Annotated in this window: 19 protein-coding genes; 10 read left to right on the top strand and 9 right to left on the bottom strand. The window is 37.0% G+C overall.

Translation table 11 applies throughout. From position 1 onward, the window contains the following. Window positions 1–286 precede the first annotated feature (286 nt). The 4 genes from CSC80_RS18700 to CSC80_RS18685 form a co-directional block, all read right to left on the bottom strand. Complete coding sequence (locus CSC80_RS18700; RefSeq protein ID WP_099193450.1) at window positions 287–484, bottom strand: hypothetical protein; 198 nt, start codon at window positions 482–484, stop codon at window positions 287–289. 462 nt (window positions 485–946) lie between these two features. Continuing rightward, a complete protein-coding gene (gene metK / locus CSC80_RS18695) occupies window positions 947–2,203 on the bottom strand; it encodes a methionine adenosyltransferase (protein ID WP_099193449.1) in 1,257 nt (418 codons plus the stop codon). A 261-nt stretch (window positions 2,204–2,464) separates the two neighbouring features. After that, window positions 2,465–5,146: a TonB-dependent receptor gene (locus tag CSC80_RS18690; protein ID WP_099193448.1), complete on the bottom strand. Its 2,682-nt coding sequence runs from the start codon at window positions 5,144–5,146 to the stop codon at window positions 2,465–2,467. Window positions 5,147–5,186: 40 nt separating this feature from the next. After that, window positions 5,187–6,044, bottom strand: coding sequence for a GLPGLI family protein (locus tag CSC80_RS18685; RefSeq protein ID WP_099193447.1), 858 nt, complete (start codon window positions 6,042–6,044; stop codon window positions 5,187–5,189). 193 nt (window positions 6,045–6,237) lie between these two features. On the opposite strand from CSC80_RS18685, the gene CSC80_RS18680 reads away from it, so the two are divergent. From CSC80_RS18680 to CSC80_RS18670, 3 genes are read left to right on the top strand one after another with little or no spacing between them, the layout of a single operon-like run. After that, entirely contained in the window at window positions 6,238–6,852 is a 615-nt protein-coding gene (locus CSC80_RS18680; protein ID WP_058105302.1) for a deoxynucleoside kinase, read from the top strand. A gap of 26 nt (window positions 6,853–6,878) precedes the next feature. Further along, a complete protein-coding gene (locus CSC80_RS18675; RefSeq protein WP_099193446.1) occupies window positions 6,879–7,853 on the top strand; it encodes an aminodeoxychorismate synthase component I in 975 nt (324 codons plus the stop codon). After that, on the top strand, window positions 7,837–8,436 hold the full coding sequence (locus CSC80_RS18670) for an aminotransferase class IV (RefSeq protein ID WP_099193445.1): 600 nt from the start codon (window positions 7,837–7,839) through the stop codon (window positions 8,434–8,436). Before CSC80_RS18675 ends, CSC80_RS18670 begins: the two co-directional genes overlap by 17 nt. Before the next feature lie 3 nt (window positions 8,437–8,439). Here the strand turns inward: CSC80_RS18670 and CSC80_RS18665 are convergent, their stop codons facing one another. Next, window positions 8,440–9,465 carry a phosphatase domain-containing protein gene (locus CSC80_RS18665; RefSeq protein WP_317038737.1) on the bottom strand — a complete coding sequence of 342 codons (1,026 nt, stop codon included), beginning with the start codon at window positions 9,463–9,465 and terminating at the stop codon, window positions 8,440–8,442. A gap of 212 nt (window positions 9,466–9,677) precedes the next feature. Here CSC80_RS18665 and CSC80_RS18660 point away from each other — a divergent pair, with 212 nt between their 5' ends. Next, window positions 9,678–10,382, top strand: a complete 705-nt coding sequence (locus CSC80_RS18660) for an energy transducer TonB (RefSeq protein WP_099193444.1) — start codon at window positions 9,678–9,680, stop codon at window positions 10,380–10,382. Between the two features lie 55 nt (window positions 10,383–10,437). Here CSC80_RS18660 and CSC80_RS18655 read toward each other — a convergent pair whose 3' ends face one another. The 4 genes from CSC80_RS18655 to CSC80_RS18640 all read right to left on the bottom strand — a co-directional run bounded on the left by CSC80_RS18655 (window position 10,438) and on the right by CSC80_RS18640 (window position 17,164). After that, window positions 10,438–12,864: a sodium-translocating pyrophosphatase gene (locus CSC80_RS18655; RefSeq protein ID WP_099193443.1), complete on the bottom strand. Its 2,427-nt coding sequence runs from the start codon at window positions 12,862–12,864 to the stop codon at window positions 10,438–10,440. 112 nt (window positions 12,865–12,976) lie between these two features. Further along, complete coding sequence (locus tag CSC80_RS18650) at window positions 12,977–13,504, bottom strand: inorganic diphosphatase (protein ID WP_058105296.1); 528 nt, start codon at window positions 13,502–13,504, stop codon at window positions 12,977–12,979. A 73-nt stretch (window positions 13,505–13,577) separates the two neighbouring features. Next, window positions 13,578–16,079 (bottom strand): DUF5686 family protein, encoded by a 2,502-nt coding sequence (locus tag CSC80_RS18645; RefSeq protein ID WP_099193442.1) that lies wholly within the window; start codon window positions 16,077–16,079, stop codon window positions 13,578–13,580. Window positions 16,080–16,186: 107 nt separating this feature from the next. Further along, on the bottom strand, window positions 16,187–17,164 hold the full coding sequence (locus CSC80_RS18640) for a pyruvate dehydrogenase complex E1 component subunit beta (RefSeq protein ID WP_058105294.1): 978 nt from the start codon (window positions 17,162–17,164) through the stop codon (window positions 16,187–16,189). A gap of 172 nt (window positions 17,165–17,336) precedes the next feature. Between CSC80_RS18640 and CSC80_RS18635 the strand changes: the two genes are divergently transcribed. The 6 genes from CSC80_RS18635 to egtB all read left to right on the top strand — a co-directional run bounded on the left by CSC80_RS18635 (window position 17,337) and on the right by egtB (window position 23,469). Then, window positions 17,337–18,077, top strand: a complete 741-nt coding sequence (locus CSC80_RS18635) for an electron transfer flavoprotein subunit beta/FixA family protein (protein ID WP_058105293.1) — start codon at window positions 17,337–17,339, stop codon at window positions 18,075–18,077. A 40-nt stretch (window positions 18,078–18,117) separates the two neighbouring features. Beyond that, complete coding sequence (locus CSC80_RS18630) at window positions 18,118–19,086, top strand: electron transfer flavoprotein subunit alpha/FixB family protein (protein ID WP_058105292.1); 969 nt, start codon at window positions 18,118–18,120, stop codon at window positions 19,084–19,086. A gap of 84 nt (window positions 19,087–19,170) precedes the next feature. After that, window positions 19,171–19,800, top strand: a complete 630-nt coding sequence (locus CSC80_RS18625) for a bifunctional nuclease family protein (protein ID WP_058105291.1) — start codon at window positions 19,171–19,173, stop codon at window positions 19,798–19,800. Window positions 19,801–19,955: 155 nt separating this feature from the next. After that, entirely contained in the window at window positions 19,956–21,278 is a 1,323-nt protein-coding gene (locus CSC80_RS18620; protein ID WP_236973451.1) for a nucleoside transporter C-terminal domain-containing protein, read from the top strand. A 134-nt stretch (window positions 21,279–21,412) separates the two neighbouring features. Then, entirely contained in the window at window positions 21,413–22,237 is an 825-nt protein-coding gene (locus CSC80_RS18615) for a thymidylate synthase (RefSeq protein ID WP_074669894.1), read from the top strand. A 71-nt stretch (window positions 22,238–22,308) separates the two neighbouring features. After that, window positions 22,309–23,469, top strand: a complete 1,161-nt coding sequence (egtB, locus tag CSC80_RS18610; RefSeq protein ID WP_099193440.1) for an ergothioneine biosynthesis protein EgtB — start codon at window positions 22,309–22,311, stop codon at window positions 23,467–23,469. The last annotated feature ends 12 nt before the right edge of the window (window positions 23,470–23,481 follow it).

Genomic DNA, 23,481 nt, shown 5'->3' with positions numbered 1-23,481 from the left:
TTTAACTTTAGCTGTCTGTCAATCATTTTTAAATGAGAACAAGGCAAGACGAGTAGGACCGCAATATTACATTTACGGGGAACGAAAAATTAAAATAAAGTTTTGATAGGTGGATAGGCACTGTACTTCTCTCACAGGAAATTGAGAAAAGCAAAAGCATTTAAATCATAAACAACTTTCTCATTAGCATAACAATGCCGGTGAAAAAATCGCTTTTATATTCTTCAATGGTGGTCTCTTTTAGTAGTTGGTCTTTCATTAAAATAGTGTTTAGTTGGATCTAAATTTAATTAGAAAAAGGAATTAATACAACTGTTTCTAAATTTTCTATAGATTTTTCAATTTTAAATTCCGGATTCATTTCTACGGAACGATATTCGTATTTTGAGGTATCTAAAACTACAAATTCAGAAATAAGGTCTGTATCTTTTGCACACGATTGCAGGCATATACCAATGAAAAGCGCTAATAGAAATCTGGGCATTTTAAGCATGGCATTCGTAGGTTAAGTTTATATTTTATAGGTTTTTTAAAGACAAAGACTCTTTTTAACAATGCGGAATACAAGCAGACATTTGGGACTTCAACCGGTATTTACATGGATAATTTATTTTACAGTACTAACATATTCTTTATCTTATAACTTGGCAAAACTTGGGGATTCACCAATAATTACTATATAAATATATGTAATACTTTTCCTACAAAATAGATTTTGTGGTAAAACTATATAATCTTGTTGTGAAGAGGTGTTAATTGGCTTGTATGAATTATTGAGCACCAAAAACAACTATAAAAACAATTTTTAAAAGCAGCGGAAATACTCGTGATGTTTTTACAATCGTTCCATAAATCAGTGCACAAAAAAATGCCCCGTAAAATACGAGGCATTTTATATTCATTAGATGTGTAAGTACTAACCGTGCAAAACGGTTTCACTTTATATCTATATGCTAAACGCAGATTTTATCTCTGCTACTTTGTCTAATTTTTCCCAAGTGAACAATTCCACTTCTTTTTCAATACGACCGTTATATGGCGATTCAAAAACCTTGGTAATAGTTCTTGGTTGTTTACCCATATGACCGTAAGCGGCCGTTTCCAAATAAATAGGATTTCTCAACTTCAATCTTTCTTCAATGGCAAAAGGTCTCATATCAAACAACTTAGCCACCTTTCTCGCAATAGCACCATCAATTAACCCAACTTTAGAAGTACCGTAGGTATCTACATAAATAGATGTGGGTTCAACAACACCGATCGCATAGCTCACTTGTACCAAAATTTCATCCGCTACACCTGCAGCTACCAAATTTTTTGCCGCATGACGTGCCGCATATGCCGCACTACGGTCTACTTTACTTGGATCTTTACCGCTAAAAGCACCACCACCGTGAGCTCCTTTACCACCGTAAGTATCAACAATAATTTTACGCCCTGTTAATCCTGTATCACCATGTGGTCCACCAATTACGAATTTACCTGTAGGGTTAATATGATATTTGATCTGATCATCGAACAATTTTTGGGTCTCTACCGGTAATTGTGCCTTCACCCTTGGAATAAGAATTGATATTATATCAGATTTGATCTTTGCCAGCATCTTTTCATCATCGGCATCAAAAGCATCATGCTGTGTGGAGACCACGATAGTATCTATACGCTGTGGCTCATTGGCATCTGAATATTCTAAAGTAACCTGCGCTTTAGCATCTGGTCTTAAATATGAAATCTCTTTACCCTCTCTACGCAGTTCTGCCAAGGTATGCAAAATCTTGTGTGAAATATCTAACGCCAAAGGCATGTAATTTTCGGTCTCACTGGTTGCATAGCCAAACATCATACCTTGATCACCAGCCCCTTGCTCTTCCTTTGCTCCACGGTCTACACCTTGGTTAATGTCTTGAGACTGCTCATGAATCAACGAAATAACTCCACAAGAGTCTCCGCTAAACTGGTATTCACCCTTGGTATATCCTATTTTATTAATGACTTCACGGGCAATGTTCTGTACATCTAAATAGGTATCACTTTTTACCTCTCCCGCTAAAACTACCTGGCCGGTAGTTACCAAGGTCTCACAAGCAACTTTACTTTCTGGGTCAAAAGCAAGAAAATGATCTAATAAGGCGTCACTGATCTGATCCGCAACTTTATCCGGATGGCCTTCACTAACAGATTCTGATGTAAATAAATATGGCATAACAAACTTTTTATTCTATGGAGGGATTTGTATGAATGCCGAAAAGAAGTATGATGCGATAGGTATCTACATCAACTGCTTTAGCATTTTTTTCGCTTTATACCCTAAGGCTAAAACAGAGGTTGCAATCAGTCAAATCCCTCCTCTTTTTTTAATTCAGATGCAAAAATAGAAAAAATGTTCTGTTCCTTATCTTAATATGATGTTATTTATTGACCCAATTAAAATTAAGGCTCTTTATCCTGCTAGAATCATCAAATGTTATATATCATATTTTACAGAAAATAGCACATACCTAGGCTGTACAAAATACGCCTGTGTACTAAAGTAAAGTTCATTGGTACTATCCCTATTCAATGTATTGGTATTCAATAAATTGGTTCCCTTAATGCCATATTCCCAACGGCTATCTTTCTTTTGATAGGTTAAATTAGACTCTAAAAAACTATAGGTATTGGTTATGGTATCTTCCTTATCCGTATAATTATAATAATCATAGTCTACGGTAAAAATAAAGTTCTTTAAAAAACTGGCATCAAAACGGGCATAGGGCCTACTGGTATAAAAGGTAGTTTCCAAATCACCATTTTCATAATTGTTTACGGTGTACCTATACCCCAACTCCAAGTTAGGGGCATTTTTAAAATTCGTAGAAAGCGCGCCCGTATAATTCTGTGTCAAAGAATTTGAGGTTCGCTGCTCATCGTCAACAAGGTTATTGGTGGTAGACCAACCTAAATTGCCTTGTACCGATGCTTTTATCTTACCAAAAGTACGCTCATATTTTCCGTTTGCCGTAAAAGATTCATCATCGAAATTAGAGTTAATGGTACTACTGACCCTGTTGATACCAACTATGTTCACCCCGCTTTTTAAGGCATCTATTCGTTTAGTGTATGCCACGTTGGCAAAAATATTGGTGAAGTTGAACATGTTGAAACTGAAAAAATTCAACGACACATTATGGTTCAACGCACTTTCCAGATCCCGGTTACCACTGTACAGGGAATTATAGTTGTTCAACACATAACCCTGAGCAAAATTGCTTACATCTGTAAATGAACGGGTTACTTGATAATTAAATCGTAAGTTTTCTGACTTTTTAAGCTGGGCGTTTATATATACATCTGGCAACAATGACGTTAAATTATCCTTGACCACACTACCCAATTGCTCATTTTTTACATTAAACTGGTGTAAGGTAACACCCGGATTAAACGTGAAAATTCCAGAAATAACTTTATAGTGCAAGCCGGCATAAACATCTGAAACATGAAAGGCAACGTCATTACCAAAATCATCGCCATTCATATTTAAAACATCTTCATTATCTAAAATCTGAAATATGTTCGAATTAAAGTTTTGATTGCTCTGTGTGGTACCCAAAGTCAAATTAATATTGCTTTTGCTACCCAGAACCCTGTAATAATCCACTTTTGCGTCTACCTTATTGGTGACTACTTGTTTTGCCTGATTAATGTTATACAACTCTTGGTTCTCATCTACCGGAAAAATATCTACAAAGGCAAACTCATTTCTAATTGCTTCATAAAATGGATCTTCATCTTGATACAAATATTGCGCCTCTACAGCAAAAATATTCTTATCGCTCAAAGTATAGTAAATGTTCAGATTTTGATTTACCGATAACGGTTTTTGTTTCTTCACCTCTGCGATCTCATCAGTTATAGATGAAATGGACAGTACGTTTACTTCCTCAGTATCATCAGATTGTTTTAATAATGCGTCATAATCTAACTGAAAACTATCATTTGGCTGATATTTGGCACTCAATTTAGCCAGACCCAAATGTATTGTTTGATCTGTATTTGAGGTAGTACTTTCCACATCATTACTGGCTATGTAAGATGTAACTCCTTCTGATTTTAAAATGGTACCGGTATACGAATAAATGCCGAAGCCACTTAAATCTAACCCCTCCATGGGTGCATAGCTAAAATTTGCGGCGGCAAATTTTGTATCAATATCATTTGCCCTATTATTCTGGGCAGATGAAAGCCCTAAGCCATCTGCCCCTGTAGAAATAGAACTACCTCCTCTTGAATTTAGATTTCTGAATCCTCCGGTAAAATTCCTATAATCATTACGGGTAAAAGGTACTTCACCAATATTGTTAAGGTCAGTGATAATATTGATACTGTATTTAGGACTGTAATAAAACAATTTCGGGTGGGCCAAATACCTATCATTTGGACCATAACCGGCAGTTAACTCCCCAAACCAAAAATTCTTCTTCCCCTCTTTTAGTTTAATATTCAAGGCTACATTATCATCGTCATTGGTGAGTCCCTTCATTTGTGAAACCTCATTAAAATTACGTAACACCTCTACCTTACTCAAAGCATTAGCTGGAATATTTTCTACCGCCAATTTACTATCGCCATCAAAAAAGTCTTTGCCCTCTACCATGACCTTGCTCACGGTTTTACCCTCTACCTCAATTTGCCCGTCATCGTTAATCTCTATACCGGGAAGGTTCTCAAGTACATCTTTTAATTTTTTTTCGGTACCGGATACAAAGGCATCCGTATCATATACAATAGTATCTCCTTTTACCGAAACCGGCATTTCATAAGTAACATCTACCTCATCTAATTGTGCCGCCTGCTCTTGCAAAACAATATCCTTAACCGCATCATTCTCCCCAGCGGTAAAAGTAAACGACTCCGGTTTAAAACCAAGATAACTCACTTTAACCGTGTATTGCTCACCAGTTTTCAACTTCAATTTAAATAGCCCTGCATGGTTGGTTATACCGTAAGACTCCAAACCTTGTGTAGCCGTATTGATCGCAATGACGTTGGCCATATCTACACCAACCCCTAAACTGTCCTTAACCGTACCGGACAATGAAATTTCTTGGGCCAAGGCAACAGCAGACGTCACCACTAGCAATAGTGTTAAAAGCACTTTGTTTCTCATGTAATAGGTATAAATTGAAATGAATTAAAAAGCACTTTTATTAGTTTGGCCTACCGCCACCACGACCACCTCTATTCCTGAAATTCTCTCGCATTTCTTTCATCTTTTCTTGAGAAATTTCATCATACTCTGCCTGGCTGACCTTTTTTCCTTTGCTAGGTGCTTTTATTTCCATTTTCTCAGAAGGATTCATTGTAATCTCCGAACACACAATTGTGGTGATATCATCGTTCACCGCCAATATTAACCCCGGCAAACCCCAATACAGACCAGGACCTTGATTTATAGGAATTTCGGGAGTATACCACGCAACGACCTCTACTTCTTTAATGGTAAATTCAGCTTCTTTCTCCTTCTCTTCATTATCTTGCCCGCCTCTACCAGGTCTTCTAAAAATGGCACTCATATTGGGTCTTTTTATAGTCTTTGTTGCCGTTGCCTTGAACGCCGTATAATTTCCTATTTTTCTAGACTCGCTACCCATTTTCCATTCCAAGGTCTCCAACTCATCATCGATCAAGAAAATCTTACCCAAAAGCTCGTTCTTTATCAAATACCTTTGCTCTTTTATATTTTTATATAAATCGCCATCTGTACCGGCCATAGCTCCAAACCGCGGTCCACGACCACCACCTCTTTCTCCAGGTTGCTCTAACTTCTCCTCTTCTTTATAAATAGATGCTGTTTTATCAAAGCTGAGTATAAAGGTTTTCTCGTTTGCCTTTTTAATACGCTCCGTCATCTCCTTTTTTCGGTCCTCTGGTATATTTCGGTTTCCAAAATCAAAATTTACCTGAGTTTTACTCTGGTATACCGCTTTTCCTTGAAAATCCTGTGCATGCAAGTTTATGCCCATACAAAGGATTATAAAACTCAAAAACCACTTATATATCTTCATGTGTACGTATTAGAATGCTTGTATGACACCAATTTTGGCTTTTGGTTTAATTGAAGTATGTTAATAATTACGTTCCTTTCATTTTTTTTATGCCATACAACAAATATGTTTTTACTTCCTGTTGTTATCTTGTATCTTGTACCATCGAATTCTTCTTGGGAACAAGAACACAACCATTAATCAATTTAATTCTATGCACATAGCAGTTGCCGGAAATATCGGTGCAGGAAAAACGACCCTAACCAGATTACTTGCAAAACATTATAATTGGGAAGCTCATTTTGAAGATGTAGTAGAGAACCCTTATTTAGATGATTTTTACAATCAGATGGAACGTTGGAGCTTTAACCTCCAGATTTACTTTTTAAATAGTAGATACCGCCAAATTTTACAGATCAAGGAAAGCGGTAAAGAAATTATACAGGATAGGACCATTTACGAGGATGCACATATTTTTGCGCCCAACTTACACGCTATGGGCCTTATGACCAATAGGGATTTTCAAAATTACTCTAGTTTATTCGATCTAATGGAAAGCCTGGTAGATCCACCAGACCTTCTAATTTACCTACGCAGCTCTATACCTAATTTGGTGAAACAAATTCATAAGAGAGGCAGGGAATATGAAAATACCATTTCCATTGACTATTTGAGCAGGTTGAACGAACGTTACGAAGCTTGGATACATGGCTATAACAAAGGCAATTTATTGATCATTGATGTAGATGATTTGGATTTTGTGGACAATCCTGAAGATTTAGGAAGTATTCTCAATAAAATTGACGCTCAAATCAACGGTCTATTTTAGGTTCATTTTTGCAAAGCCCGAAACCATTGGAAAATTTTGAACATAAAGTTACCCGCTTTCTTCAAGATGGAGTTCCCTTTTTATTTATCATAGATTTTGACAAAACAACGAAACAGGTTTTTACGTTTGAAGAAGCTGCTAACGAAAATATCTTTTTCAATATAAAAGGTAACGGTAATGATGGGAATCTAGCATCTTCATCTTTAGAAAAATTAAATTTTGACCTGAAACCAACATTGGTTTCAGAAGAAATTTACAATGAGGCTTTTTCAACAGTAAAACATGAGTTAAAAACAGGTAATAGCTTTTTATTAAACCTTACCTTTCCAACGGCGCTTGACACCCCGTTAGAATTAAAGGAGATTTACCAAAAAGCGCATGCGCCATATAAGCTTTTATATAAAGATAAATTTGTTGTTTTTTCACCTGAGTGTTATCTTAAAATAAAGGAGGACAACATATTCTCTTATCCAATGAAAGGTACGATCAACAGCAATGTTCCCAATGCCAAAGAGTTGTTGTTATCCAATAAAAAAGAACTGTACGAGCACAACACCATTGTTGATCTAATTAGAAACGATCTTTCTATGATCGCAAAAAAGGTTAGGGTAAATAAATTTAGGTATGTAGATAAAATTAAAAAAGGAGATCAAGAATTACTACAGACCAGCACGGAAATACAGGGAGAGCTTCCTAAACACTGGAAAGACGAATTTGCTACATTACTATTAAAAACATTACCCGCAGGATCAATTAGTGGGGCTCCTAAAAAGAAAACTTTGGAAATTATCTCAAAGGCAGAAATTGCACCACGTGGTTTTTACACAGGTATTTTTGGTGTTTTTGATGGACAACAAATAGACAGTGCAGTTAGCATTCGGTTTATTGAAAAAATTAACGATACGCTTTTCTACAAAAGTGGTGGCGGTATAACCCACCTCAGCGAGATGGAAGAAGAATATCACGAACTTTTAGAAAAAATATATGTACCCATTATTTGAATCTGTTTGTATAGAAAATAGTGAAATTAAAAACGAACAATACCACGAAGCTAGATTTAGAGCTTCTTACATGCAACAATATAAAACCCACCCTACCTATTCTTTATTTGATGGTATTCACCTTACCAACTTAGACAATACATTAAAATACAAGTTACGTATTGGCTATAAACAGCACGGTACCCGTTTCTCTATTTCCGAATATAAAAATAGCATAGCCACCTCTCTACAATTGGTTAATGATGATACTATTTCATACACCGTTAAAAGAAACAATCGTAAAAAATTGAACAACCTTTTTAAGCTACGTGACCAATGTGATGATGTTTTGATCGTTAAGAACGGATTTATTACCGATGCCTCTTACGCTAACATTCTACTTACCGATGGCGAACATATTGTAACCCCTTCTACCCCTTTACTTGAAGGCACTTGTAGAGCTAGGTTATTAGATGAAAATAAAATAACGGAAAAAAAAATTACAACGGCCGATTTACAACATTTTAAAAGCTTTCAATTGATCAATGCTCTAAATGATTTTGATGACGCCAGATGGATCCCGATCAAGAATATAAAGAATTAAACCTTATATAAATCCGTTTTTCTTGGCGTGCTGTATAGCTTCCTCGGTTTTATTGACCATTAAAAATGGAATATCCTTAAAATCCGCAAAGAGATTTTCTATTCGTGCCATACGTTTGGAATGATTTACGCTACGCAAATAAATAGCTTTTATCCTGCCCGGAAATAGAGTTGATATTTCTTGATAGATATCACCATCTTTTTCACCACTATCACCAATTAAAATAAATGGCAAATTGGGATAAGACATGAGCAAATTGCTGATTTCCTTTTGTTTTTGCGGTTTTTCATCACTCTTCTTTCGCATTTTAAAACTTGCCATACTTCGTAAAAGAACCGGACCTTTAGGGAAATTGTTAGTCTTTAAAAAGAGTTCCAAATACCTGTATAAGTTCCATGGGCTATGGCTTACGTAAAAAATAGGGTTGGCTTCATCGCCAGATTTGCCTAAATGCAATTTTGTATAAAAATCCGAAGCTCCTTCCAATTGAGAACGTTTTGTAGCCCTTTTGAACATGGTATTTATAATAACCTTCCATTTTAAAGAAGATACTACACCTGTATGTAAAATGGTATCATCTATATCACTGATTACCCCAAATTTTGCATTAGCACTAGGTATTAGCATTTCTCCAGGAAACCTATTCTGTAAAAGAATCTCCCTTTTTAATTTGGTATTACTAAATGACAACTCAAATTTGACCCAACCTTCTTCATTTGCCAAATTTTGCAGTCCTTCAATATTCTCATCAATTAAATAATACCCATCATTATCAGTAACACCTTGCACCGTGTTGCCATTTGAAAAAGTAATCTTTATTGGTGCATTTTTAATTTCATCGGTCTCAAAACGTTTCCAGGTATTCTTCATTAAATTGAAAATCCCTTTTTGATCCAAATCGATATTTTCATCTTCAATTGCCCTACCCCTAACGTATAAACGAGTAGCACTCCCATACGACTGAAAGTTGATGATCTGAAGTTTATCTTTCTTAAAAATACCCATGGCGTTAAAATTACGGTCTTTCAACAACCTTTAAAATATTTATTTCAAGAATTATCAAAATACCAGTCAATCAAAGCCATTAAACTTTTGAATATATTTTTTTTAGACCGTTCACTCATTCAAAACAAGGGTTAGCTCATTGCTCATTTTAGCGGCAACACCTATGCTATACTTTTAAACAAGTAAAAGGAAAAATAACCTGTCTTGTTCACACAAGTCAAAAAAAATGTAAGATTATGAGACCAAAAAAGAATCCACAAAAAGATCTAAACAAAAAAAGCGGAACATTCTTCGTGATTGGACTATTGTTAGTACTAGCCATGGTATACACCGCCTTGGAATGGAAATCCTTTGACCCCATCAATCAAATAGATGTAGCCCAGAACAAGGTTGATGATTCCATTATTGAAGAAGCTACTATTATTGAGTTAAAGGCAACCCCACCACCAAAACCAAAGGTCTTACCTATTGAAATAGAGATCATAGAAGATGATGAACCCATAATCGAAACTGAGGTTATTGCAAGTGAAGTTGACACCGACACGGAAATTGTAGACCCCTCTGATTTTGAAGTTATTGAAGAACCAGAAGAAGTAAAAGTAATTTGGACAACTATTGAAGAGGTTCCTATATTTCCTGGTTGTGAAAGTTCAGAAGACAAACGCGCCTGCTTCAATGAAATGATGAAAAAACACATTCGTAAAAACTTCCGCTACCCAGAGCTAGCTCAAGAAATGGGAATTCAAGGTAGAGTAAATACTCAGTTCATGATTAACAACGATGGTACCATCGGCGCTATTCAAAAAAGAGGTCCGCACGATGTACTAGAAAAAGAAGCCGTAAGAATTTTATCTAAACTACCTAAAATGACACCAGGTAAACAAAGAGGCTCTGCCGTAAAGGTTTCATTTGCCATACCAATTACATTTAAACTAGAATAGTTTAAAAACAAAAAACCATCAGCCTAGCTGATGGTTTTATATATAAAGCGGGGAATTATTGTTTATTGATCTCCACTTTTTCAATAGTTATTTCGGTTGCCGTACCCTTCTTTTCAATGGTATCCTTTTCAAATGCCTTCAGCTTTTCTTCGACTTCGCTCTTAGTTCCGTTGTAAACAACTTCTTCCGTAACCAATTCCCCATCAACAGTTGTAGCATAAGTCACAATGGCCTCTACCAATTGTTCACTTTCAACATTCATTTCTATTGTCACTTCTTTTGTATTGTTCACCATAGCAACTCCATCTTCTGTATGTCCGCCTAAGATTGGCGCAATGACCAAGCCGATCAAACAGGTTAATTTAATCAAGATATTCATTGACGGTCCAGAAGTATCTTTAAATGGATCACCGACAGTATCACCAGTTACAGCTGCCTTATGAGCTTCTGAACCTTTATAGGTCATTTCCCCATTAATTTCAACACCGGCTTCAAAAGACTTCTTAGCATTGTCCCAGGCACCACCAGCATTGTTCTGAAAAATTGCCCATAACACTCCGGAAACTGTTACACCGGCCATGTAGCCTCCCAACATTTCCGCAATGGCCAATTTGTTCATTCCGAACAATAATGGAGCAAAAGCAATAACCAATGGAAAACCTATTGTCAACAGACCCGGCAACATCATTTCTTTTAAAGAAGCCTGAGTAGAAATTGCCACACATTTATCATATTCCGGCTTACCCGTACCTTCCATAATACCAGGTATATCCTTAAACTGCCTTCTAACCTCATGTACCATTTCCATAGCGGCCTTACCCACGGCATTCATCGCCAAAGCAGAGAATACTACCGGTACCATACCACCAACGAACAACATTGCCAAAACCGGAGCTTTGAAAATGTTGATGCCATCAATTCCGGTAAACGTAACGTAAGCAGCAAATAATGCCAAAGAAGTTAACGCTGCGGATGCAATGGCAAAACCTTTACCGGTTGCGGCAGTGGTATTTCCTACAGAATCTAAAATATCGGTTCTTTCCCTCACAATTGGTTCTTGCTCACTCATCTCGGCAATACCCCCTGCATTATCAGATATTGGTCCAAAAGCGTCAATAGCCAACTGCATAGCAGTTGTCGCCATCATTGCAGATGCCGCCAAGGCAACACCGTAAAACCCCGCAAAGGCATATGATGCCCATATTGCACCAGCAAACAAAAGAACAGATGGAAAAGTAGAGATCATACCCGTTGCCAAACCTGCAATAATGTTTGTACCGGCACCTGTACTTGACTGTTGAACTATTTTTAAAACTGGGGATTTACCCAACCCCGTATAATATTCGGTGACCGAAGAAATTACGGCACCTACCACCAACCCTACCAAGGTGGCATAGAATACGCGCATAGATGAAATCTCAATTAACCCCTCACCAAAAAATTCCATTTTCATGGTTTCGGGCAACATCCATGTTACTAAGGCAAAACAAGAAATGGCAACTAAAACAATAGATGTCCAATTACCAATGTTCAAAGCACCCATTACCTGAGCTTCTTTCGCCTCATTATCTTTTATTTTAACGAGCATAGTACCAATTATGGATATGATAATTCCAGCACCCGCAATTGCCATTGGCAACAGAATTGGTCCAATTCCGCCAAAAGCATCAGAAATGCTACCGCCCATATCTTTAATTACATAATTACCCAAAACCATTGCAGCCAGTACCGTTGCCACGTAAGACCCGAACAGATCAGCTCCCATACCGGCAACATCACCAACGTTATCACCCACGTTATCAGCAATAGTGGCCGGGTTCCTAGGGTCATCTTCAGGAATACCCGCTTCTACCTTACCTACCAAATCTGCACCAACATCAGCAGCTTTCGTATAAATACCACCGCCTACACGAGCAAACAATGCAATTGATTCTGCTCCTAAGGAAAAACCTGCAAGAGTTTCCAGCACTATGGTCATATCCATAGTAGATGTCCAAACGCCCCCCATAAAAAACTGAAAAAAGGCAATAAAGAATATGGTAAGTCCCAATACGGCCAAGCCGGCTACACCAAGTCCCATAACCGTACCACCGCCAAAAGAAATTTTTAATGCATTTGGCAAACTAGTACGTGCCGCCTGTGTAGTCCGCACATTGGTCTTTGTTGCTATTTTCATTCCAATATTACCTGCATATGCAGAAAATATAGCTCCAAATACAAAGGAGATTACAATTAGCCAATGTGTTGTTGGGACAACAAAAGAAACAATTGCAAGTAAAACACTCACTATAACCACAAAAATTGATAAAAGTTTATATTCTGCACTTAAGAAAGCCAAAGCCCCTTCATAGATATAATCTGATATTTCTTTCATTTTTCCATCTCCGGCATGTTGTTTCAATACCCAAGATCTTTTAATACCCATGTAAATTAGGCCTAGTACTGCCATAAGAATTGGCATGTAAATCATTGTTGACTCCATTTAATCTGTTGTTAGTTGTTAGAAATTTATCTGACTAATGTAGTAAATTAGAATAGAATAAAAAAAGCCACTTTTCTTTATGAAAAGTGGCTTAAATGAAGTGAAATATTATTTATATCATAAAAGTTCGCTTTGCCTTGTGCTCGCTCTTATCATATCTTTCTACACATTCGTGGTAAATTTCAACGGCTTTCTCCGCGTTGCTCCACCCACCGGTATCTACTTTTTTCTCCTCTAAATCTTTGTAGACTTGAAAGAAATGCTCAATTTCCTTTAATCTATGCGGGTTTAGGTCACTGATATCATTATTGTTACTCCATATTGGATCAGAAACCGGTACACAGATTATTTTTTCATCCGGTCCTTTTTCATCTGTCATATGGAAAACACCTATAGGTTTTACTTCCATTACCGTCATTGGATAAACAGGTTCCGTACCCATTACCAAAACATCTAATGGATCTTTGTCCAAAGCCAAGGTTTCTGGAATAAATCCGTAATCCCCTGGGTACATCATTGAAGAAAACAACATACGATCAAAACGAATTTTATGTAGATCAAAATCGTATTCATACTTGTTTCTACTTCCTTTCGGAATTTCTATTAAAACATCAAAGGTTAGTCCTTTTTCTGTAGCCATATTTAAAAGTTGTTTAATTTATAGTTTGTATTGAAACGTTGCTTAGTTGTTATAATTGTAAAAATTAGCTGAATTAAAAGACAAATCCAAAAGTTCCTGTTACACCAAACTTTCTAGCATCTGGATTCTCTAAATAGTTTCCCCTAAAATTGAAGTCCAATCTAAATACCTTGAAAATATTTCCAATTCCAAAAGAATACTCATAATATATTTTTTCCGATGGTGCCATTAAAGGTGTATTTACGGTAGCAGGAGCACTCAATGCTATGTTCTCATCAGACAAATCTCCCCACACTCCGCGTATAGCCACCAATTCCCTTAAATTGAACTTTCTTAAAAATGGAATCCTTGAAAAGAACCTTCCATTAAAATTATGTTGCAAATGTACTGCAGCATAGGTATCTGTCACAAATTCATAGAAATCTAAATTTGGAAAAGTACCATAATTAGAGAAAAAGGTCTGGTTACCCGGCACCACACTCAGCAAGCCCAAAGGCACCTCACCAAAGGTTTTACCCAACTCTACCGTACTTAGCAATCTACCAAATCCGCCCAATTGCCAAGGTTGACTATATGAAAACTGTAACTTACTGTAATCAAAATCACTATCAAGAACGCCTTTGGTCCCCTTGGTATAATTCAGTAAAATAGTACTATAGGTATCATTGACATCTCTACGCTCAACTCCAAAGCCAATGGTTTTCTTACCCGGGGTATATAATAAAAGAGCATTAAAATCAAACTGTCGTATTTCTGACGAAACACCTGTTGGAGATTCAGGATCTACATAATCTAAACTAAAATCACCGGGCAAGGCAGAACTCAAGGTTCTAAAGGTACCACCCACGGAGAGTTTTAAATTGGTTAACGGTTCTATTTCAAAATTCAATGCACTTAGGTTGATATTCGTCAACCTGTTATTAGCACCTACTGTCAACAAAGATGATGATGCTATGCTACGCCCTAAAACATCATTAGTAGCGGTCAAACTAACCCCAAGTTGCTCTATATCCCTTCTATTCCCCCCAGAAATGATCAGTCTACTGTTTTTATCGATGAGCATTTTACCCGCCAAGCCATGTTTGAACTTATGATCCTTAAACCCATATGCCGTATATCCTTCTATACGCCAAAGGTCATTTTGGCCAAAATACGTTCTAGCACCAAGTCTAACCCTAGCACCTTCGGCATTATTGTACCCAAAAAAATCATATACCGAACCCAGGTCCAAATTCCATTTATCGACCTCAACATAACCAGACCCCAATATGCTGACCAGATTATAATAAGTCTTGAATTTTGGCACCGTCTTCAAGGTATCAAGCAATTTATAAATACCCTGTTCGTCCTTATTTAAGCTTTCCAATCTATTTTTTTGCCAAAACTCATCATCCTTGATAATTTGGGTAACATCTAAGGGGTTACGATCTTTTCTATAAGCTTCCTTTGGCTTTGGCTTATTGAATTCGTAATTATCATACACCGTAGTTCTTTTGCCATAAAGTCCTTTAGACTCCTCCTTTTTATTGAAACTAAAGTCGCTCAACATATAATCTCTTTTTAAAAGAAATACAGAGTCGTTGACCACATCGAAATCTTGTTCAATGTAAATTTCTTTTACCCAGTTAATGTTGGCACTTTTGGTTACCTGTAAATTGATGTTCTTAATTGCCCAAGTAGAGTCATTTACCCAGAAATCCCCCTTAAAGGTCAATTCATTTTTACGGCGAGGATAGTATACAATATTATAACACCACTTGTTATCAATAAACGCACTGTCCCTTAGCGCATAGTTATAGACATCTACCCCAGTTTTGGACAAAGGACTCGTAAAACTTTTATCGAAAAATTTAAGGTAGTTGTTATAGACATCGTATTCTTGATACAAATCCTTCACAAAAGCTATTATTGCTTGATTATTCTCAAAACCTGAATTTTTATTCCCTAGAACATCTTCTTTCTCTTCCTTGATCTTATTATCGCCATAGACTTTAGAAAAAGTCTCGTTCAAGAAAATTGGCAAATAGGTTTTACCCGTAATACGTGAGGTATCCAAATCTTGAAAAACAAATTCAAGACCCTTAAACACTTTACTTTTAATTAGGGCGCTGTCAATGGTATTTAAATCAAATTCTACCTTTTCATACTTATCAAAAGCATATTGATCAAACTGTCGAACCCCATTCTGACGTTTTTTTGCCCAGATTTTTCTAAGGATATCGACTGCCGGATTATTCTTTTTAGATTGCTTACCCGATATTAGCACCACCTCATTTAACTGCTCAGCAGCTTCGACCATAATGATTTTCAGGTCATAAGAGACTTTGTTTTTTAATTCAAGCTCATACTCGGTATAACCGATAAAAGATATAATTACCGTATTATAATCATTTTCAGATTCCAAATAGAACCTACCATCATCATTGGTAATGGTACCTTCTGTGGAATTTTTAAAGAATACATTGGCAAAGGATACAGGTTCACCTTGCTCGTCTACAACCATGCCACCAATTTTGGTTTGCCCCTGCAGCATAAAAAAGCTTAGACTTAAGATTATAAAAAATATCCCTCTCATTAAAATACGTAGTTCAATAATAATGTTTTGTGGCAAATAGCATACCAATAAAAAAAGCTTCTCCAGACTTGGTCGGAGAAGCTAAGGTACTTTACAATATCTTTATCTTATTTGTATAAAACTTTTTTAACAGCGTTTACCACATCTTTGTGATTAGGCAACCACTCCTCCAATAATACCGGAGAATAAGGTGCAGGTGTATCTGCCGTATTTATTTTTACAATAGGAGCATCTAAATAATCAAATGCATGCGCCTGAACGTGATACGTAACCTCTGTTGCTACGTTACCAAACGGCCAAGCCTCCTCTAAGATGACCAATCTATTGGTCTTCTTTACCGATTTTAAAATAGCTTCGTAATCCAATGGCTTTACAGTACGTAAATCTATTATTTCACAGCTAATGCCATCCTTTTCCAATTCATCGGCAGCCTTATCCGCCTCTTTAATGATCTTACCAAAAGAAACTATGGTAACATCTTTACCTTCTCTACGAATATCCGCAACACCTAATGGAATGGTATAATCACCTTCTGGAACTTCACCTTTATCACCATACATTTGCTCAGACTCCATAAAAATAACCGGATCGTCATCTCTAATGGCAGCTTTTAATAATCCTTTTGCATCGGCAGGGTTAGATGGTACAACCACTTTAAGCCCTGGACAATTAGCATACCAACTTTCAAACGCTTGTGAATGCGTTGCCGCTAATTGACCTGCAGATGCAGTTGGCCCTCTAAATACAATAGGGCAAGGAAACTGACCACCGGACATTTGTCTGATCTTGGCAGCATTGTTGATTATTTGATCAATACCTACCAAAGCAAAATTGAAGGTCATGAATTCTATAATAGGTCTGTTCCCCGTCATTGTGGAACCAACCCCTATACCAGCAAAACCAAGCTCGGAGATCGGAGTATCAATTACCCTTTTTGGGCCAAATTCATCCAACATTCCTTTAGAAGCCTTGTATGCGCCATTATATTCCGCTACTTCTTCACCCATCAAATAGATAGATTCATCCCTCCTCATTTCTTCGGACATGGCCTCGGCTATTGCTTGCCTAAATTGTAGTGTTTTCATGTATGGTAAAATTATTCTTTGTTAAATGCTAGAAAGCAAGCAAAAATAGGAAATATAATATCAAAAAATAGAATGCCAGATTTAAAAAAAGTTATAAAATTTACTATGCATGCATAGTAAATTTGGATTTTATTAGCTATCTTCGTCACCATTAGATATAAAGTTTTTACTCATGAAGATATTAGTTTGTATAAGTAATGTTCCAGATACGACGTCCAAAATTAATTTTACGGATGGCGATACTAAATTTGACACCAATGGTGTACAGTTCGTAATTAACCCAAATGATGAATTTGGACTGACCAGAGCTATGTGGTTCAAAGAAAAACAAGGTGCATCAGTACATATTGCAACTGTTGGAGGACCAAGTGTTGAACCTACAATGCGTAAAGCACTGGCTATTGGAGCAGATGAAGCTTTTAGAATAAATACCGAACCTACAGATGGTTTCTCGGTAGCCCAACAATTAGCCGAAGTGGTTAAGAACGGTGGTTACGATCTAGTAATCGGCGGTAGAGAATCTATTGATTACAATGGCGGAATGGTGCCTGGGATTTTGGCATCGTTAACGAACATGAATTTCATCAACTCTTGTATTAGCCTTGAAATTGATGGTGACAATGTTACCGCAGTTAGGGAAATTGATGGTGGAAAAGAAAAATTGACAAGTAGTTTACCATTAGTAGTTGGTGGCCAAAAAGGACTTGTAGAGGAAAGTGATCTTCGTATACCTAATATGAGAGGTATCATGATGGCAAGAAAAAAGAGCCTTACCGTGGTTGAGCCTGTTGATGCTCTTAAAGCAACCGAGGATAAAAAATTCGACAAACCAGCTCCTAAAGGTCAAGTTAAACTAGCCGATAGTGTAGATCAATTGGTTGATTTATTGCACAATGAAGCAAAAGTCATTTAATCACCTTTTTATTAGGTAAACATTAAAAACAAAAGAAAAGATGTCAGTTTTAGTATATACAGAATCAGAAAAAGGAAAATTTAAGAAGAATGCGTTCGAAGTAGCTTCTTACGCCGCTGAAGTTGCCAAAATGATGGGCACTACCGTCACGGCAATATCATTCAACAGCGAAGAAAACGATAGTTTAGGAAACTACGGGGTTTCCAAGGTGTTGAACGTGAAAGACGAGGCTCTTGCAACATTTAACGCAGGCGCTTACGCAACAACAATAGCCGAAGCCGTAAAAAGTACAGATGCCAAAGTGGTCATCTTAAGTTCTAGCACAGATACCAAGTATTTAGCGCCACTATTGTCCGCTAAATTATCTGCAGGCTACGCACCTAATGTAGTTCAAGCTCCAGAAAGCACTTCACCATTTATGGTCAAAAGAACTGCTTTCAGTAATAAAGGCTTTGCACACACACAAATAGATACCGATATTAAAATTGTTGGTGTATCAAATAATGCGTTTGGCGCTCACGAAAACAGCACAGATGTTTCGGTCGAAGAATTTAGCGCCGCTACCGATGGCATTACCAATGACACAAAATCCATTGAAGTAGATAAGGTTGTTGGTAAAGCAACCATTGCCGATGCCGATATCGTAGTTTCTGCAGGTAGAGGTCTTAAAGGACCGGAAAACTGGGGAATGATAGAAGAATTGGCAGATGTACTAGGTGCCGCTACAGCTTGCTCCAAGCCTGTTTCAGATCTTGGCTGGAGACCTCATGGTGAACACGTTGGACAAACAGGAAAGCCGGTTGCCAGTAATTTGTACATTGCAATTGGTATATCTGGAGCCATTCAACATTTAGCCGGTGTAAGTGCCTCTAAAACCAAAGTTGTCATCAACAACGACCCTGAAGCTCCTTTCTTTAAAGCTGCAGATTATGGAATTGTTGGAGATGCCTTTGAAGTAGTTCCTCAATTGATTGAAAAATTAAAGGATTTTAAAGCACAAAACGGCTAAATTTTTGTTATTTTGTGCCCCTTAAAGGGCTGTTCGGATAATTGGAGCCCAAGTATTCGAACAGCCTTTTTTAGTTTAAAATCTATGAGTCTAGTACGATTAAAAATAAAAGGAATCTCTTACAGTCAAACCCAAAATGGTGCATACGCACTTATTTTGAACGAGGTTGAGGGTGACAGAAAGTTACCAATTGTTATTGGTGCTTTTGAAGCACAGTCTATAGCTATAGCCCTAGAGAAGGAAATAAAACCCCCAAGACCGCTTACACACGACTTGTTTAAAAACTTTTCAGATAGGTTTGATATTGTAATCAAACAAGTCATTATCCATAAATTGGTAGATGGGGTATTCTATTCTAGCATAATTTGCGAAAGAGATGGCATAGAAGAAATTATTGATGCAAGAACCAGTGATGCCATTGCCTTGGCACTACGCTTTAACGCCCCGATTTTCACCTATAAAACCATTTTGGACAAGGCAGGTATATTCTTGAAGTTTTCCTCTAAAGAGAAAGACCAGAAAGAAAGTGACGACAGCATTATGGTAGATGAAATACTACAGGAAGGTGAAACGGTTGAGATAGATTCTGGTGCTACCGATGGCTACACTGAACTAACCATTGAAGAACTTGAGGCTGAATTAAAAAAGGCGGTCACCAACGAAGACTACGAAAAAGCGGCAAAACTGAGAGATGAAATCTCTAAACGCAATTAAACATTAAATTATAGTTTATGAAAAAGGGCAAATGGCTGCTATTTTTTGCACTAATTCTTACCACAATTACATTTGCTCAAGACGTAGACGTAACTATACCATTAGAAAACGCAACCGATACTACTTTGGTTGAAGACGTTTCCGCTAACAATGTAATGGACATGGAAATCAATGAAGGATTTAGCCTCAACAGTCTGGGAAGAGGTATTTTAGGTATGCTGGTTCTTTTGCTATTAGCTTTTTTATTCAGTTCAAACAGAAAGGCGATTAATTGGAAAACAGTAGGTATTGGTCTGGTATTACAATTGGTCATTGCTATTGGAGTTTTAAAAGTGCCTTTTGTACAATTAGTTTTTGAACAAATAGGTAAAATTTTCGTAAGTATTTTAGAATTCACACGGGCCGGCAGCAAGTTTCTTTTTGAGGGGCTTGTAGTAGACACTGGTACCTTTGGATATATTTTTGCTTTTCAAGTATTACCAACAATTATATTTTTCTCTGCATTAACATCGCTATTGTTCTATTTAGGACTTATACAAAAAGTGGTAAAGTGGCTTGCTTGGGCACTTTCAAAAACATTGGGCATATCTGGACCGGAAAGTCTTTCGGTCGCAGGAAATATTTTTCTTGGTCAAACCGAAGCCCCACTTCTAATAAAGGCCTATTTAGAAAAGATGACACGTTCAGAAATTCTACTGGTTATGATCGGTGGCATGGCAACAGTTGCCGGTGCAGTATTGGCAGCATACATAGGTTTTTTAGGTGGCGAAGACGAAATTTTACAATTAGTTTTTGCCAAACATTTGTTGGCAGCATCCGTTATGGCAGCCCCTGGCGCTATTGTTATCTCTAAAATGTTATATCCGCAAACCGAAGAAGTTAACAGTGATGTACACGTTTCTTCAGAAAAAATTGGTGCCAATGTTCTTGACGCTATTGCAAACGGCACAACAGAAGGCTTAAAACTTGCTGTCAATGTAGGCGCCATGCTTTTGGTATTTGTTGCTATTATCGCCATGGTCAACGGTATATTGGAATGGACTGGGGACTTGACCAATCTTAATGGTTGGATTGCTGATAACACCTCATATTCAAAGTTTTCACTAGAAGCTATACTTGGTACTATTTTCGCTCCTTTAATGTGGCTCATAGGTGTTGCCAATGAGGATATTATGCTAATGGGACAGTTACTGGGCATAAAGCTAGTAGCGAGCGAATTTGTAGGCTACATTCAATTAGCAGAATTAAAAGATATTACCACAGGTGCCAATTTAACGTATAACAAGTCTGTAATAATGGCTACGTATATGTTATGTGGTTTTGCAAATTTTGCATCAATAGGTATTCAAATCGGTGGTATTGGATCCTTAGCACCAGGGCAAAGAAAGACTCTATCTGAATTTGGAATGAAAGCTGTTTTGGGCGGATCATTGGCTTCTTTACTTTCTGCAACAATTGCGGGTATGATTTTAGGATAAGCGATCTTGCCATAATAATTTTAGTTAATAAGATTTTATAACCCTTACTTTATTCTCACTACAAAAATTCATCTAAATAGTATTTTTGTATTCCGCCCATAAATATATTCGGCGTTATATTTAATTCTATTGCTATGAAACAGTATCACGACCTTTTAAAACATGTTCTAAAAGAAGGAAACCAAAAAGGTGACCGTACAGGAACCGGAACTAAAAGTGTTTTTGGATATCAAATGCGTTTTGACCTCAGCGAAGGTTTCCCAATGGTGACCACCAAAAAACTGCATTTAAAATCAATTGTACATGAACTATTGTGGTTTTTAAAAGGTGATACCAATATTAAATATTTACAAGAAAACGGGGTTCGTATTTGGAACGAATGGGCAGATGAAAACGGTGATCTTGGACCTGTATACGGTCATCAATGGCGCAATTGGAACAATGATGAAATTGATCAGATCAAAGAAGTTGTACATTCCTTAAAAACAAACCCCAACAGCAGAAGAATGTTAGTTTCTGCATGGAACCCAAGCGTACTGCCAGATACTTCTAAATCTTTTTCTGAAAATGTAGCTAACGGTAAAGCAGCATTACCACCATGCCATGCCTTCTTTCAGTTTTACGTTGCAGATGGCAAACTTTCATGTCAATTATACCAACGTAGTGCAGATATATTCTTGGGTGTACCTTTTAACATTGCCTCCTACGCTTTGTTCACCATGATGATGGCACAGGTTTGTGGATACGAAGCTGGCGATTTTATACACACTTTCGGTGATGCCCATATCTACAATAATCATATGGAGCAGGTTGAACTACAATTAAGCAGAGACCCTAGACCCTTACCGAAAATGAAAATTAACCCTGATGTTAAAGATATTTTCGATTTTAAATTCGAAGATTTTTCACTAGAAGACTATAACCCGCATCCCCATATAAAAGGGATAGTAGCTGTTTAGTATCAATTTCTTAATTTATAAGGTCAAAACCCATTGAGCAATTTTATTTAACTTACAATAAAATTGTTTTCATGGTCAGCACTGATACGTTCTTAGATTTCTTTATAGAAACTAGAGAGCACACCGAGGCTATTTGTAAGCCCCTAGAAATTGAAGATTATGTGGTACAACCCATAATTGACGTTTCTCCCCCAAAATGGCACCTAGGTCACACCACTTGGTTTTTTGAAGAATTTATACTAAAATCTTACGATCCTTCGTATCAAATATTCGATGAAGATTTTTCGTTCGTATTCAATAGTTATTACGAAACCGTAGGCAAACGCGTTGTACGTGCCGATCGTGGTAATTTATCTAGACCTTCCGTTAAAAAGGTGTATGAATATAGAGATTATGTTACCAAGGCAATGATAAAATTGCTAGAATCTGACACAAACCGAACATTGTTAGAAGTTCTTGAAATTGGCATTCATCATGAAAAACAGCATCAAGAATTATTACTTACAGATATAAAATACATTTTAGGAAACAATCCGTTATTACCTAAATATTCAGACTCATTCATAGAATACACTGCTGATAAAGATGAACAACGTTGGCTTCATATGAAAGAAGGTATTTATGAAATAGGTCATAATTCCACAGATTTTTGTTTTGATAATGAATTAGGAAGACACAAAGTGTACCTACATGACTATCAAATCTCTAACAGACTAGTTACCAATGCAGAATATATTGATTTTATAAAAGACGATGGCTATAAACGTTTTGACCTGTGGCATGCAGCCGGTTGGGACTGGGTGCAACAAAACAATGTAAACTCACCCTTATATTGGCATGAAATTGATGGAAAATGGCACTATTATAGTCTTAACGGGCTAACCGAAATTGACTTAAACGCTCCCGTAACACATATTTCTTACTTTGAGGCATTTGCTTATGCCCAATTTAAAGACTGCAGACTACCCACTGAATTTGAATGGGAAGCCTCACAACATTTGTTCACATGGGGACAACGCTGGGAATGGACAGAAAGTGCATACCTACCCTACCCTAATTACAAAAAAGTAGACGGTGCTTTAGGCGAATACAACGGCAAATTCATGGTAAACCAAAAAGTGCTTAGAGGTAGTTCAGTAGCTACACCCAATAAACACGCAAGACATACATATCGAAATTTTTTTCAAACAGATTTAAAATGGCAGTTCACCGGTATAAGGTTAGCCAAATAATTACGACATACT

Origin of the sequence: Maribacter sp. 6B07 (assembly GCF_002700155.1) — a bacterium.
GTDB classification, from domain to species: Bacteria; Bacteroidota; Bacteroidia; order Flavobacteriales; family Flavobacteriaceae; genus Maribacter; species Maribacter dokdonensis.
Note: the sequence above shows the minus strand (reverse complement) of the source record. Positions and strands in the feature narration are given on the sequence as shown.

Coding starts and splice junctions, on each gene's coding strand:
- CSC80_RS18700 (WP_099193450.1), bottom strand. CDS start 484: ATGCCCAGATTTCTATTAGCGCTTTTCATTGGTATATGCCTGCAATCG.
- metK (WP_099193449.1), bottom strand. CDS start 2,203: ATGCCATATTTATTTACATCAGAATCTGTTAGTGAAGGCCATCCGGAT.
- CSC80_RS18690 (WP_099193448.1), bottom strand. CDS start 5,146: ATGAGAAACAAAGTGCTTTTAACACTATTGCTAGTGGTGACGTCTGCT.
- CSC80_RS18685 (WP_099193447.1), bottom strand. CDS start 6,044: ATGAAGATATATAAGTGGTTTTTGAGTTTTATAATCCTTTGTATGGGC.
- CSC80_RS18680 (WP_058105302.1), top strand. CDS start 6,238: ATGCACATAGCAGTTGCCGGAAATATCGGTGCAGGAAAAACGACCCTA.
- CSC80_RS18670 (WP_099193445.1), top strand. CDS start 7,837: ATGTACCCATTATTTGAATCTGTTTGTATAGAAAATAGTGAAATTAAA.
- CSC80_RS18660 (WP_099193444.1), top strand. CDS start 9,678: ATGAGACCAAAAAAGAATCCACAAAAAGATCTAAACAAAAAAAGCGGA.
- CSC80_RS18655 (WP_099193443.1), bottom strand. CDS start 12,864: ATGGAGTCAACAATGATTTACATGCCAATTCTTATGGCAGTACTAGGC.
- CSC80_RS18650 (WP_058105296.1), bottom strand. CDS start 13,504: ATGGCTACAGAAAAAGGACTAACCTTTGATGTTTTAATAGAAATTCCG.
- CSC80_RS18645 (WP_099193442.1), bottom strand. CDS start 16,079: ATGAGAGGGATATTTTTTATAATCTTAAGTCTAAGCTTTTTTATGCTG.
- CSC80_RS18640 (WP_058105294.1), bottom strand. CDS start 17,164: ATGAAAACACTACAATTTAGGCAAGCAATAGCCGAGGCCATGTCCGAA.
- CSC80_RS18635 (WP_058105293.1), top strand. CDS start 17,337: ATGAAGATATTAGTTTGTATAAGTAATGTTCCAGATACGACGTCCAAA.
- CSC80_RS18630 (WP_058105292.1), top strand. CDS start 18,118: ATGTCAGTTTTAGTATATACAGAATCAGAAAAAGGAAAATTTAAGAAG.
- CSC80_RS18625 (WP_058105291.1), top strand. CDS start 19,171: ATGAGTCTAGTACGATTAAAAATAAAAGGAATCTCTTACAGTCAAACC.
- CSC80_RS18620 (WP_236973451.1), top strand. CDS start 19,956: ATGGACATGGAAATCAATGAAGGATTTAGCCTCAACAGTCTGGGAAGA.
- CSC80_RS18615 (WP_074669894.1), top strand. CDS start 21,413: ATGAAACAGTATCACGACCTTTTAAAACATGTTCTAAAAGAAGGAAAC.
- egtB (WP_099193440.1), top strand. CDS start 22,309: ATGGTCAGCACTGATACGTTCTTAGATTTCTTTATAGAAACTAGAGAG.